Origin of the sequence: Nocardia sp. NPDC004168, from assembly GCF_040610355.1 — a bacterium.
Classification (GTDB): Bacteria; Actinomycetota; Actinomycetes; order Mycobacteriales; family Mycobacteriaceae; genus Nocardia; species Nocardia sichangensis.
In genome coordinates, this window is the sequence record NZ_JBEXME010000029.1 from 65,278 (window position 1) to 77,003 (window position 11,726).

An 11,726-nucleotide genomic window follows, 5' to 3' on the forward strand; every position below is an offset into this window, starting at 1 on the left:
CGATTCAGGACCGTGGGTCCCGACTTCGTCCTGACCATAGGCCACCGCAACCCTCTGACCTGGTTCAGAATTCGAGTTCGGACCACGGAATGGCGATCGGGAATGGATAGTCGATCTCGATGCCGCCCGAATCACCGGGTACCCATTCACCGACCATGAGGTGGTTGGACGCGTGGAGCGGATGAACCCCCTCCGGAAGCTGAGCATGCCCGGTCTCGACCGCGTAGGCACGGACAATGGCGATGGCGCTCGCTTCCCGAGCCAGAGTCACTTCCCAATACCATGGAATTCCGGCGCTCGCGTACCGAACCTTCTTCGCCTCGATGTCAGCCTGGGTGTTTGATGGCGACAGGACCTCCCCGACCAGCAAGGTGTCGCCGCCACGGACATCCTGATACGGGGTTTCGAGACACCTGTGAACGAGGAAGTCGGGAGTAAGGAAATCGGACTTGCCAGTGCGGCCCAGAAAGACATTCGTCTTCGTCGTGACGCGCCAGCAATGCTGTGTGTGCTCGGACATGTATTGCCCGGCGCAGCGGCGCAAGGCGCTCCACATCAAATTCGTGAACGTTTGATGTTCGGAGGGACCGCGGCGCACCCAGACCACGCGGCCGTTCCACAACTCGATCTGACTCGCGATCTCCTCCGGGAGTCGCTCCAACTCCTCCCAGGTCATGTACTCGGGGAGGTCGGGCCGCTCGATACGCGGAACGGGCATGCCGCGATAGTAGATGACCTGCCCACCCAGGAGGGGCTACCGAGCGGCGGTCGACACGGTGCTGCTTGGTCAGGTTGCGCGGTCCCCGGTGACAAGACCACCCGGGAGTAGAACCAGGTGATGTCCGTACCGTGTTCAGTTGATCCCGCAGGCCACCGCGTCTGCGGAGGGTTGGGCGCGCCCGGCCACTCCGGTCAATACGGTAGGTGGACCCCGTCGCGCACTTCCTTGACCGTTCTGCTGATCATTTGCTGCAAGGTGGCGGCGACGCGCTCGGCGGTGGTGGGTTTGATCGTCAGCAGATCCGCGCCGAAAGTGACGTAGCGGCCGTCGTTTTCGACGTCGTTGAGCTGGAAATCTTTGCGGCCGTGCGTATGCCGGTTGTCGACGCTACCCATCGCGTAAACGCCGACGTGACCGATCAACGTCATTGCCCGGGTGAAGAACCGCTCGAACTCCTCCCGCGGCGTCGGTCGCCAAGCGTCGCGGACCGGCGGCCTCGGCCGCGCCAACTCCTTCGCGGAAGCCTGCAACTGTTTCCCCTGCCCCGGGCCGCAGACGGGGAAAACGTCGACCACGGCCCGCGCCACCGCACCGGCGGGTAACAGCGTCAGCACCACGTCACCGCCGTGTTCGGGGTCCGGTCCCGGTTCCTGCACCGCGACCGCGCCGTGCTCGTAGTGCACGCCCGCATGCGCCCGCAGCCTGCGGTTGCGACGCTTACCGGCGAACCCGGCCACTTCCACCCGGGCCTCCGGCGCCAGCAGCACCTCCACTGCCCGCAACAACTCGTCATCGATGCGTGGGCGCAACGACTGCGCCGCTGCCTGCCGTAACCGCAGACTCTCCGACCGAAATTCCGTCACGTACTGGTGCTGCAAGGGATATGGCAGCACGTCCCGGCCGGTGGACTCCCACAGCGTCCGGAATTCGAGCGCGGTGAACCGCCAGTTCTGCACCTCGGGCATGGGCGTCCTTATCGCGGGTTGTCCCCGATGACCGGCGGTACCGTCCCGGGCAACTCGTCCAGGCCGATGAGCTCATTGCCGTGTTCCTGAGTGATCAGGTAATCCGGAATGCCCTTGGTGGATTCCTCGTCGGACTTGCCGCCGCGCGCACCGGGAGCCATTCCGCCCATTCCGCTCGCACCGGCGCGGCCGGGAGAGGTGCCGGTCCGCGCGGCGGCCGGAACCGCGTTGGTGCTGTTCGGTGTGCCTTTCGACGGCACCGAGACACCGGGTGCACCGGGACCGGTCGGACTTCCCGGACTGCCTGGCGTGCTCAGATGCGGGCTATTAGGACTGGTCGGCGATGTGCTCGGCGTAGGAGTCGTCGAGGCGGACGTTGTCGAAGAGGGCGTGGTGGAAGCCGGTGTGGTCGAGTCCTGTGTAGTGGACGACGGGTCGGTATTGGTCGACTCCGATGTTTTCGAGGCGTCGTCCGAGAGTTGATTGCTCGGCTGAGTCGTCGGATCTTCGGTGGAGTTCGTACCGGAGCGATCCGAACTGGGCGACGAAGTTCCCGAAGGATTCCCGTTGCCAGTGTTCGTGCTCCGCGGTCCGCTGTTATCGCCGGTACCACCCGGATTCGCGGTGGTCGCCGGACGGGGAATCACCGGCACATTGGTATCGGACTCCATCACGACCGGAGCGTAGACGGTTCTCAACACGCGAACTGCCTCGGTCTTCGTGTTGTACTCGGCGACATCGTCATTGCGCCATCCCCGCCCGGCGACGAAGGCGAGAGCGTTGCCGATTCCGCTGCGATGTTCCGGCGCGTGCGGGACCAATTGCTTGGTCGGCTCCAGCCCGGTCAGCAATTCGGCCAGCTTGTTGCCGGTCAGCCGGGCCGCGTTCGAAACCTGGGCACCTTGTGCGGCATAGTCGCCGACCGCACTCGCTGCGGCATTGCGTGCCTCACCCCGCCACACACTGTCGTCGGTAGCCCGCGCCATGGCTTTCGTAAAGGTGTCCAAAGAGGTTTGGTGCCGATCGGCGATGGTGTTCCACGCGGTCACCAGGTCACCGACCGCTTTCAAATCGATCTGATCGACCTTGCCACGCAGCGTCGCGATATCGTGCCGCTCGAACTCGTCCGCGTCGAGAACCTCCCTCGGCCGGAATTCGCCCTGGAACCCGACATCGGAGGCCCGGCCTCGCACACCGTCGCGCTGCCGGTTGTACTTGTCCTGCACCCCGGCCACATCGACGTCCGGCTGCAACTCCTCACCCGATATCCAATTGGTGACGTTGCGAAGCATCGTCGAACCGAGTTCCCCCATATCGAAGACTCGCAGAGAGTCGAACGGGTTACCCATCAGCGCACCTGCTCGGTGGTGTTCGTGAACTGCGTCGCGTTCTCGATGTCCTTCCCGGTGATGCGCTTGAACGAGATCGCCATGACCTCACGCATGTTCTTCACGGTCTCGATGTGCTCTTGGAGGACTTGGTCGATCGAATGAGGCTCCCCTATAGCCTGCTTCAAGAACTTCTTGGTCAAGCCATCGGCCATATTGAAATCACCGAAACCAGAGACATTTTGAGTAGCTCGCGCCAACCGGATGAACTCCTGCAGCTCGGTTATGCGTTGGTCGCATGCTTTCGCGCAAGCGTATGCAGCGTTCTCGTCATCGAGGTAAAGTTCCCCACCTCGCGCCTGGTCGACGAGCCGACTCCAGAGCGCCGCATCGGCCTCACTCATAAGATCCCTCCCTGATCAATGCGGTAGCGAAGGCACAATCGACGGACCAACGCGATAGAGGACCGCGCATGGGTCGTCCAGGCCCTCCATGCCAGCACGGTTCAGGACGCTCAATTGCACAATTCCCTGCGAGACGGGGAAAAGTACGTCACAACCGAGGTTCTTCGACGCACCCTCAACTTTGAATTGACGACCTTGCCGACCGGCGACCGTAACGTCCCGAAACTCGACGTTTCCAGGCTTATGCTCGAACTCCACCACCGTGCGACTGGTGGAGTACACCGTTATGAAGTATTTCGGTCCATCCCAGGCACAGATTTCCCAGCCGGACTGGTGCACGCCTGCGATACCACTCTCTTCGGATGCGGGATCGACCCCCGCCGCGCGCAGCGCATCATCGGGGATTCCCGTGCACGGGTTGAAGAGAGCTTGTGCCGCAGTGGTGCCGGAACCCGTGGTGGGCGATCCGCTCGTGGTGTCTTCGCATCCCACGACTCCGGTCGCCAGCGCTCCGATGAGCAGTGCCAACAGGATTCGACGACTCATCCCCACCCTCTCGACCCGTAACGACTCAAGTGCGCCAACACTAGCAGACGAGCCGCCTGGCGCTCTCTGCCTGCGCCGGCCAGGAGGAGCCGTGCGCGTCGCTGCATCATGCGGCAGTGGTCCGGATCTGGAGACCATCTCCATACTGGGACGCAGGGAGTTCGGGGCCGATCTATGGTGGCAGGCAGTAACGAGATGGACGAAAGCTAGGACATAGGACTGAGTTCGACGAGTATTCGAAGGGGTTGGAATCATGAAGTTCGGCAAGATCGTGGCCGGGTTTGCGCTGGCCGCTGCCGCAGTCTCTATCGCACCCGCCGTCGCCTCCGCTGACGATCCGGAATTTCCGCGCAACGGTGTTATCCCGCCTGGTACCTATCACATCGGGCGGGGTCCCTCCAATGTAATCGGGTCGCCGATCGAGAACTGCGATCTGCAAGTCTTTGTGGATGGCAGGACGGTGGAGCTGGCCTGTGGCGGGTCCAGCCGGGGAGGGCATCAGACGCCGGTCGGCTCGGACGAGACGTATGTTTCGTTCGACTTCGTGCCCTTCGGGCTCGACCTGCATGACATCGACCCCCGGCAAGGGCTTTGGAGCGGAACGGTGAATATCGCTGGGACTCCGATTATTGCCCCGTACCCGCTGGCAGCGGTCTGGCTCAGCCGCCGTTGAACCGGACGCACCGTTAGCGCTTGACCTGCGTCATCGTCCGTGAGGAGACAGCCCGGACCTCGGCTACGGAGCCGAGATCCGGGCTGTCTGTTGTCTACGCCGACTCACAGATCAGAGTGCCAGTCGTAACTCACGCGGTGAAGGAGTCCCATTGGCCCGGAGCGAAGATCAGCGCCGGACCGGTCGGGCTCTTTGAATCACGGACACCGACGCGTCCGGCCTCGAGCCACGCGACCTCGACGCACGCATCGGCCTCACCACTGTGGGCAGACTTGAACCACTTCGCTCCAGATAGGTCGATGATCATTGTTCGCATCTCCTGGTCATATTCCTGAGCAAGTCTCTCGATCGTCCCTCTTCAAGTTCGGCATGGCGGCCGGAGTCCCGGCACTTGTCTGTTCGCTCCCACTGCCGCACAGATCAGAATGACTGGTTGAACGCACCATCCGCGACGCGTACGGTGAAGGCGTCCCATCCTCCCGGGGTAAAGGTCAAAGCCGGTCCGGTCGGGTTCTTCGAATCACGGACTCCGACATGACCAGAGTCGAGCCAAGCGACTTCCACACACGATTCGCCACCACCGCTGTGGCTCGACTTGAACCACTGCGCTCCGGGTAGGTCGCTGGTCACTGCTCGTATCTCCTTGCCATGGTTCGCAGTAAATCTCTCGATGGTTGTTCTTGCAGAGCAGCGCCACGGAGGGCCTCAAAGATGTCCCGAAATCGCGCTACATCGTCATCTTCCTCGAAGATCATTGTGCCGACGGCACCTTCGGTGTATACGACCGACGGCTCGTTGTGCAAAAAATCGATGATTATGTATGGCGGTATCGCCGACCCGGCTGGGAAGCCAGCCGTGAACGGCACGACCCGGATCGAGACGTTCTCCTGCGCACTCAAATCCGCAATATGATGATGCTGACGCGCCATAATTCGAGCGGAGCCGACCACAGTCCGTAGCACCGCCTCATGCAGTAGGAACTCCGCTCGCATCGGCCTGTGGCGGCGGGTGAGTATCGTGGATCGCTTCACTCGCAGAGCCACACGTCGCTCGATCTCATCCATAGTGGAAGTCGGCGGATACGCTTCCACGTTCCGTGCATAGTCGGCGGTCTGCAGAAGTCCAGGAATGACCAACGACTGGAAGAAGTGAAGCTCTGTTGCTGCCGCCTCCAGCTGCAAATACGTGTTGAAGCCGGGGCGGATCAGGCTGCGGTAATCCTGCCACCACACCTTCGTACCGGAGTGGACCACGAGCGACTTCAAATATTCCGTCCGCTCCTCCGGCAGCCCGTAGTACTCGCAGATGAACTCGATGTCCCGAACCTTGATCTTCTCGTTCTGCCCCAGTTCCAGCCGTCCCAGCGCGGATCGGCTGATCTCCAGGACCTCGGCTACCTGCTCGAGGGTGTAGCCGTTGGCCTGACGTGCGTCGCGCAGTGCGCGGCCCAACTGGCGACGCGGCAGCGTCGTCCGGCTGACGTCCGACTTGGTACCGACCATTTCCGTTGCGTCCTCCCCTGCTGTCCCACGGTGTGACCTGCTTTTTCCCACGGCGAGAATCGACATCCGCGCACTCGGGAAGCGCTCAGCGCGTATGCGCCGATTGCCGGGCACCGGTCGATTCGAGCTCCCCGTCGTGAGCACGTTCGCAGCATATGCACATGCCCGAACAACACGGAACAGAACTCGATTTCGTCACGAATTCTCGCGCATCGATACCGATTACGTGCGATCAACAGCCGACGAGTCACGGCACCGGGCCGCAGCGGCCTGGGCGTCGCGAAGCCACGGACGGCCTCCTCGTTCCGCCCGGAATCTGCCGTCGCGCCGATGTGCGGTTGGCGCACGAACAGATGCGGGCGCACCTGGCCTGCCGGATCGAGCGGTGCGCGTGGAAGGCCGCGGCGTATCGCACACTCGTCATCACCGGTCGGCTGATACCGCAGGCGGTGAGCCACCGGGAACGCGCCGCCGCCCGAGGACTCCGGTTCCCGTCCCATGACGGACACGACAACGCCGACCGCGCTCTCGACGTGCGCACGATTCAAGCTGTGCTGGAGCAATTGTCGGCGTTGGCGGCCCCACCGGAATCCTTCCGGGGATGAGCCGATTGCATCGGACGACAACGGGAACCGCACAGGCCGGCTGGCGAGTGGTGGGCAGTCGCATCGAAATCGTGTTCTTGCGTGACAAAGCCGATCCCACACCCGCCTACCGGCTGCGCAACAACGGCGACACCGTGCCGATCCCGCTGGGCGAGAACGGGTTCGTCGCCTTCGATGAGCGCGCACTGCCGGATCTGGCGCAGGTCCGCGAATGGTTCCCGCGCCACTTCCGGCTGTGGGACGCGGTGCGCATCGAGTTCTGGGACATTCTGCTGCCCGCACACGGAGCACGCACCACGGATCCTCCCGGACCGCCCCAGCCGGGTGAGTTCGCCTGACCGATTCCACGCCCCCTCCAGAGAGCGAAAATGCCCGATCGACGAAATCGACCACAGGACAGGTCGCGCAAGCCGACGAGTTCCGCCATCCGATACCCGCCCAGCGCCACGATCGATTCGCTACTCGCGGCCATGCTGGCCGAGCGTCGCGCAGACGCCGCCGACAGCGAGACCGTGCATTTCTGGGGATTCGCCCGCACCGGAAGCGCCACCGCGCACGACGCGGCCCACACCCCGATAGTCCTCGACCCCGACGCCGAACGCTCACCCGTCCTGGATTCGGCCGAATGGCTGATCCGACGATTCACCGGCCGCCTGTGGGCGTTCGGGCTCGCCTACCTGACGGTGGGCGAGATATTCACCAGCCCGCACGAGGCGATGCAGGCCGCGGGCCGATCGAGCGAACGCGCCACCGCCGATCCCATCTGCGCGGCAACGATATTCGACGCCCGAGGACGCACCTACACGTCGCTGACGTACACCCACCTGCCCGAACTCGGACCGACGCCCACCTCGGTGGGCGACACCCGCCGGTGCACCGACGCCTGGATAGCCCTGTTCGACCAGCGCGCCGTAGCGGCGCATGTGTGGGCGGCGGCCATAACGCTCGATCCGTCCGCGAACCACGCCGCCATAGCCCGCCTACGGGGTCACTGAAAATCGCGTTGGCCGCGCCTGCACGCGTTGTTATGGTGTGGTCGTGAATTCCCCGGAGTCGTCCAGACGGTAGCCGCCCGGCATACGCGCCGGGCGGCGTTGTGAATGCGGAACCGCTGGTCGTAGCGCGACCGAGTGGTTATTTCGCAACGCCGGACAAAGCTGGTCTCTCCGCGGAGGGTGACGGTTCACCCGATTTCCGCGACCATCTCGGGCGCTTTGTCGCGCCCTGTATCCGGGAGTTCCTTTTATGCCCATTGTGGTGTTCGTGCTGGCTGTCGCGGTGTTCGCGCAGGGCACGTCCGAGTTCATGGTGTCGGGGTTGCTGGAGGCGATCGCCGTCGATGTCGGAGTCTCGCTCGGCACCGCCGGTCTGCTGACCTCACTGTTCGCGGCGGGCATGGTGCTCGGCGCGCCGGTGATGGCGATGGCGGCGGGCAGGTTGCCGGTCCGGCACTCGATAGCGGCGTTCTTGGCGGTGTTCTGCGCTGCTCATGTCGTCGGCGCCGTGACCAGCGAGTTCACGGTGCTGCTGATGACGCGGGTCGTCGCGGCGGTCGCCAACGCGGGATTCCTGGCAATCGCGCTGGCCGCTCTGCCGCACTTGGTCGGCTCGTCCATGGTGGGTCGCGCGACCTCGGTGGTGGTGTCCGGGGTGACCGTGGCGTGTATCGCGGGGGTACCGGCCGGCACTGCGCTGGGGCAGATCTGGGATTGGCGTATCGCGTTCGGGGCTGTCGCGATCGTCAGCGGGGCAGCGGTGATTCCGGTGTGGGCGATGGTGCCCCGTACGGCTCGCACCGGTGATCGCCCGGCCACAGCCGAGTCCTCTTTGCTGCGGGAGTGGGCGGTACTCGGCGAACGGCCGGTACTCACCTCGGTGCTGGTCGCGGTGCTGGTCAACGCGGCGACGTTCGCGGGGTTCACGTTCCTCGGTTCGATCACCGCAGGGCTCTCCACAGCGGACAGCCGCTGGGTTCCGATCGTGCTGGCCTTGTTCGGCATCGGTTCGTTCGTCGGTGTGACGGTCTGCGGCCGCCACAGCGACCGTCATCGCGAGCGGATCGTCACCGTAGGAACGAGTGGGCTCGTCGGGGTGTGGTTACTGGCCGCTCTGACCGCGCAGGCACTGCCCGGCGTCGCGATCATGGCGACGGTGTCCGGGGCGGTCGCGTTCGGAGTGGGATCGACACTGATCACGACGATCGTGCAGACCTCGGCGCCCGCCGCGCCGCGGATCGCGGGTGCGCTGGCCACCACGGCGTTCAATATCGGCGCTGCGCTCGGCCCTGTCACCGCCGCCGTGGTCGTCGATCACACCGGTCAGCCCGCGAAGGCGTTGTGGTGTGGCACGGTTCTCACACTCGCCGCGGCCACGGTCGTGCGGGCGGCGAGGCAACCGGTCGCATCACCGGCGGCGACCGCCGCGGCAGGAGACCCGCTCGAGTAATGCTGGCGAATTACCGCTAATAGACTTGACGAACGAAGGATCGAGATGTCACCATAAATATGGGAAGACACAGGAAATGGCGTGTCTTCTTTCTTGTTGTCTCTCGACATCGGTCGAAATCGGGTGTAATTTAGGGCTTCGCGCCGGGTCGCGTGCTGTCCAACTCTCGAAATACGAATTGACCGTGGAAAGTGGCACAGTCTGCGTGCCACCTTCTACCCGTTGTTGTCGAGTCATGTTCGGACACGGTCCAGCACGGTGCGCCATGTGAATTACCGCCCACAGGACAAGCAGATACCGTGACGCCCACGCGAACGTATGGGCGTCATGAGGTGCTGGAAGGACGCATCTTGACAGTCTCGAGCCAGACCGACGTCTATGCCGCAACGCCCGCCGATTCCGGAGCCTCCCCCTCGCCGAAACGGCTCTCGTTCGCGAAGATCCGCGAGCCCCTCGAAGTGCCGGGCTTGCTGGAAGTCCAGACCGATTCGTTCGAATGGTTGATCGGCACGCCCGCCTGGCGCGAACGGGCCACCGCGCGCGGCGAATCCGGCGCCGGTGGATTGGCGGAGGTGCTCGCGGAGATCAGCCCGATCGAGGACTTCTCCGGCTCCATGGCGCTGACGCTCTCCGATCCCCGCTTCGAAGAGGTCAAGGCCTCGATCGATGAGTGCAAGGACAAGGACATGACGTATGCGGCTCCGTTGTTCGTGACGGCGGAGTTCATCAACAACAACACCGGTGAGATCAAGAGCCAGACGGTCTTCATGGGTGATTTCCCGATGATGACCGATAAGGGCACGTTCATCATCAACGGCACCGAGCGGGTCGTGGTGTCGCAGTTGGTGCGTTCGCCGGGTGTGTATTTCGACCACAGTGTCGACAAGGGCACGGAGAAGGACTTGCACAGTGTGCGGGTCATCCCGAGCCGTGGCGCGTGGCTGGAGTTCGATGTGGACAAGCGCGACACCGTGGGTGTGCGCATCGACCGCAAACGCCGCCAACCCGTGACGGTGCTGCTCAAGGCGCTCGGCTGGACGAGTGAGCGGATCGTCGAGCGCTTCGGTTTCTCCGAAGTGATGATGACGTCCCTGGAGAAGGACAGCACATCGGGCACCGATGAGGCGCTGCTCGACATCCACCGCAAGCTGCGTCCGGGCGAGCCGCCGACGAAGGAGTCCGCGCAGACCCTGTTGGAGAACCTGTTCTTCAAGGAGAAGCGCTACGACCTGGCGCGCGTTGGCCGGTACAAGGTCGACAAGAAACTCGGCATCCGCAGCGGCGGCTCGCCGGCGCTCACCGAGGACGACATCGTCACGATCATCGAATACCTGCTGCGGCTGCACGCGGGCGAGAAGACCATGACCGCTCCCGGCGGCGTCGAGGTCCGGGTCGAGGTCGACGACATCGACCATTTCGGCAACCGTCGGCTGCGCACCGTCGGCGAGTTGATCCAGTCCCAGGTCCGGGTCGGCCTCTCCCGTATGGAGCGCGTGGTCCGCGAGCGGATGACCACTCAGGACGTCGAGGCGATCACGCCGCAGACCCTGATGAACATTCGTCCCGTCGTCGCGGTGCTCAAGGAGTTCTTCGGAACCTCGCAGCTGTCCGTATTCTTGGATGAGCGCAACCCGCTGGCGAGCTTGACCCAGAAACGCCGTCTCTCGGCGCTGGGCCCGGGTGGTCTGTCCCGGGAGCGCGCCGGTCTGGAAGTCCGCGATGTGCACTACAGCCACTACGGCCGCATGTGCCCGATCGAGACTCCGGAAGGGCCGAATATCGGCCTGATCGGCTATATGTCGGTGTACGCGCGAGTGAATCCGTTCGGCTTCATCGAGACGCCGTACCGAAAAGTGGTCGACGGCAGGGTCACCGACGAGGTGGACTACCTGACCGCCGACCAGGAAGACCTGCATGTCGTGGCGCAGGCGAACGAGCCGCTCGACGCCGAAGGGCGCTTCGTGAACGCGCGAATCGCGGTGCGCCGCAAGAATTCCGAGGTAGAGCTCGTCGGATCCGCCGAGATCGACTATATGGACGTCTCGCCGCGCCAGATGGTGTCGGTCGCGACGGCGATGATCCCGTTCCTCGAGCACGACGACGCCAACCGCGCCCTGATGGGCGCGAACATGCAGAAGCAGGCGGTTCCGCTGATCCGCTCGGAAGCGCCGCTGGTGGGTACCGGTATGGAGCTGCGCGCGGCGGTCGACGCCGGCGACGTGGTGGTCAGCGAGAAGGCCGGTGTGGTCGAGGAGGTCTCCGCCGACTACGTCACCGTCATGCACGACGACGGCACCCGCAAGAGCTACCGGATGCGCAAGTTCAACCGGTCCAACCAGGGCACCTGCTCCAACCAGCGCCCGATCGTCGACGAAGGCCAGCGAATCGAGATCGGTCAGGTCATCGCCGATGGCCCCGCCACCGAGAACGGTGAGATGGCCTTGGGTAAGAACCTGCTGGTGGCGATCATGCCGTGGGAGGGTCACAACTACGAGGACGCGATCATCCTGTCGCAGCGGTTGGTGGAGGAGGACGTT

At 63.9% G+C, this 11,726-nt stretch carries 14 protein-coding genes; 6 read left to right on the forward strand and 8 right to left on the reverse strand.

Annotation, left to right across the window (positions count from 1 at the left end):
- Window positions 1-64 precede the first annotated feature (64 nt).
- From ABZW96_RS32020 to ABZW96_RS32040, 5 genes are all read right to left on the reverse strand, one after another.
- The gene (locus ABZW96_RS32020; RefSeq protein ID WP_355079819.1) at window positions 65-718 is read right to left on the reverse strand and encodes a Uma2 family endonuclease; all 654 of its coding nucleotides are present in this window, start codon (window positions 716-718) and stop codon (window positions 65-67) included.
- Between the two features lie 194 nt (window positions 719-912).
- A complete protein-coding gene (locus ABZW96_RS32025; protein WP_355079821.1) occupies window positions 913-1,686 on the reverse strand; it encodes an ESX secretion-associated protein EspG in 774 nt (257 codons plus the stop codon).
- Between the two features lie 8 nt (window positions 1,687-1,694).
- On the reverse strand, window positions 1,695-3,035 hold the full coding sequence (locus ABZW96_RS32030) for a hypothetical protein (RefSeq protein WP_355079823.1): 1,341 nt from the start codon (window positions 3,033-3,035) through the stop codon (window positions 1,695-1,697).
- Window positions 3,035-3,418 (reverse strand): hypothetical protein, encoded by a 384-nt coding sequence (locus ABZW96_RS32035; protein WP_355079825.1) that lies wholly within the window; start codon window positions 3,416-3,418, stop codon window positions 3,035-3,037. The genes ABZW96_RS32030 and ABZW96_RS32035 overlap by 1 nt, the downstream gene beginning before the upstream one ends.
- A gap of 15 nt (window positions 3,419-3,433) precedes the next feature.
- The gene (locus ABZW96_RS32040) at window positions 3,434-3,964 is read right to left on the reverse strand and encodes a DUF3558 domain-containing protein (RefSeq protein ID WP_355079827.1); all 531 of its coding nucleotides are present in this window, start codon (window positions 3,962-3,964) and stop codon (window positions 3,434-3,436) included.
- Between the two features lie 253 nt (window positions 3,965-4,217).
- Here ABZW96_RS32040 and ABZW96_RS32045 point away from each other — a divergent pair, with 253 nt between their 5' ends.
- A complete protein-coding gene (locus ABZW96_RS32045; protein WP_355079829.1) occupies window positions 4,218-4,637 on the forward strand; it encodes a hypothetical protein in 420 nt (139 codons plus the stop codon).
- A 130-nt stretch (window positions 4,638-4,767) separates the two neighbouring features.
- Here ABZW96_RS32045 and ABZW96_RS32050 read toward each other — a convergent pair whose 3' ends face one another.
- From ABZW96_RS32050 to ABZW96_RS32060, 3 genes are all read right to left on the reverse strand, one after another.
- Window positions 4,768-4,944: a DUF397 domain-containing protein gene (locus ABZW96_RS32050; RefSeq protein ID WP_355079831.1), complete on the reverse strand. Its 177-nt coding sequence runs from the start codon at window positions 4,942-4,944 to the stop codon at window positions 4,768-4,770.
- 113 nt (window positions 4,945-5,057) lie between these two features.
- Window positions 5,058-5,267 carry a DUF397 domain-containing protein gene (locus tag ABZW96_RS32055; protein ID WP_355079833.1) on the reverse strand — a complete coding sequence of 70 codons (210 nt, stop codon included), beginning with the start codon at window positions 5,265-5,267 and terminating at the stop codon, window positions 5,058-5,060.
- Window positions 5,264-6,139 carry a helix-turn-helix transcriptional regulator gene (locus tag ABZW96_RS32060; protein WP_355079835.1) on the reverse strand — a complete coding sequence of 292 codons (876 nt, stop codon included), beginning with the start codon at window positions 6,137-6,139 and terminating at the stop codon, window positions 5,264-5,266. Before ABZW96_RS32060 ends, ABZW96_RS32055 begins: the two co-directional genes overlap by 4 nt.
- A gap of 338 nt (window positions 6,140-6,477) precedes the next feature.
- Between ABZW96_RS32060 and ABZW96_RS32065 the strand changes: the two genes are divergently transcribed.
- From ABZW96_RS32065 to ABZW96_RS32085, 5 genes are all read left to right on the forward strand, one after another.
- Window positions 6,478-6,744 carry a hypothetical protein gene (locus tag ABZW96_RS32065; protein ID WP_355079837.1) on the forward strand — a complete coding sequence of 89 codons (267 nt, stop codon included), beginning with the start codon at window positions 6,478-6,480 and terminating at the stop codon, window positions 6,742-6,744.
- On the forward strand, window positions 6,741-7,082 hold the full coding sequence (locus ABZW96_RS32070; RefSeq protein WP_355079839.1) for a hypothetical protein: 342 nt from the start codon (window positions 6,741-6,743) through the stop codon (window positions 7,080-7,082). Before ABZW96_RS32065 ends, ABZW96_RS32070 begins: the two co-directional genes overlap by 4 nt.
- 30 nt (window positions 7,083-7,112) lie before the next feature.
- The gene (locus ABZW96_RS32075; protein WP_355079841.1) at window positions 7,113-7,739 is read left to right on the forward strand and encodes a hypothetical protein; all 627 of its coding nucleotides are present in this window, start codon (window positions 7,113-7,115) and stop codon (window positions 7,737-7,739) included.
- Window positions 7,740-7,989: 250 nt separating this feature from the next.
- The gene (locus tag ABZW96_RS32080; protein WP_355079843.1) at window positions 7,990-9,189 is read left to right on the forward strand and encodes a Cmx/CmrA family chloramphenicol efflux MFS transporter; all 1,200 of its coding nucleotides are present in this window, start codon (window positions 7,990-7,992) and stop codon (window positions 9,187-9,189) included.
- Between the two features lie 332 nt (window positions 9,190-9,521).
- The coding region (locus tag ABZW96_RS32085) for a DNA-directed RNA polymerase subunit beta (RefSeq protein WP_355079851.1) at window positions 9,522-11,726 on the forward strand (2,205 nt) is incomplete at its 3' end.

Coding starts and splice junctions, on each gene's coding strand:
- ABZW96_RS32075 (WP_355079841.1), top strand. CDS start 7,113: ATGCCCGATCGACGAAATCGACCACAGGACAGGTCGCGCAAGCCGACG.
- ABZW96_RS32060 (WP_355079835.1), bottom strand. CDS start 6,139: ATGGTCGGTACCAAGTCGGACGTCAGCCGGACGACGCTGCCGCGTCGC.
- ABZW96_RS32045 (WP_355079829.1), top strand. CDS start 4,218: ATGAAGTTCGGCAAGATCGTGGCCGGGTTTGCGCTGGCCGCTGCCGCA.
- ABZW96_RS32040 (WP_355079827.1), bottom strand. CDS start 3,964: ATGAGTCGTCGAATCCTGTTGGCACTGCTCATCGGAGCGCTGGCGACC.
- ABZW96_RS32035 (WP_355079825.1), bottom strand. CDS start 3,418: ATGAGTGAGGCCGATGCGGCGCTCTGGAGTCGGCTCGTCGACCAGGCG.
- ABZW96_RS32030 (WP_355079823.1), bottom strand. CDS start 3,035: ATGGGTAACCCGTTCGACTCTCTGCGAGTCTTCGATATGGGGGAACTC.
- ABZW96_RS32050 (WP_355079831.1), bottom strand. CDS start 4,944: ATGATCATCGACCTATCTGGAGCGAAGTGGTTCAAGTCTGCCCACAGT.
- ABZW96_RS32070 (WP_355079839.1), top strand. CDS start 6,741: ATGAGCCGATTGCATCGGACGACAACGGGAACCGCACAGGCCGGCTGG.
- ABZW96_RS32020 (WP_355079819.1), bottom strand. CDS start 718: ATGCCCGTTCCGCGTATCGAGCGGCCCGACCTCCCCGAGTACATGACC.
- ABZW96_RS32025 (WP_355079821.1), bottom strand. CDS start 1,686: ATGCCCGAGGTGCAGAACTGGCGGTTCACCGCGCTCGAATTCCGGACG.
- ABZW96_RS32080 (WP_355079843.1), top strand. CDS start 7,990: ATGCCCATTGTGGTGTTCGTGCTGGCTGTCGCGGTGTTCGCGCAGGGC.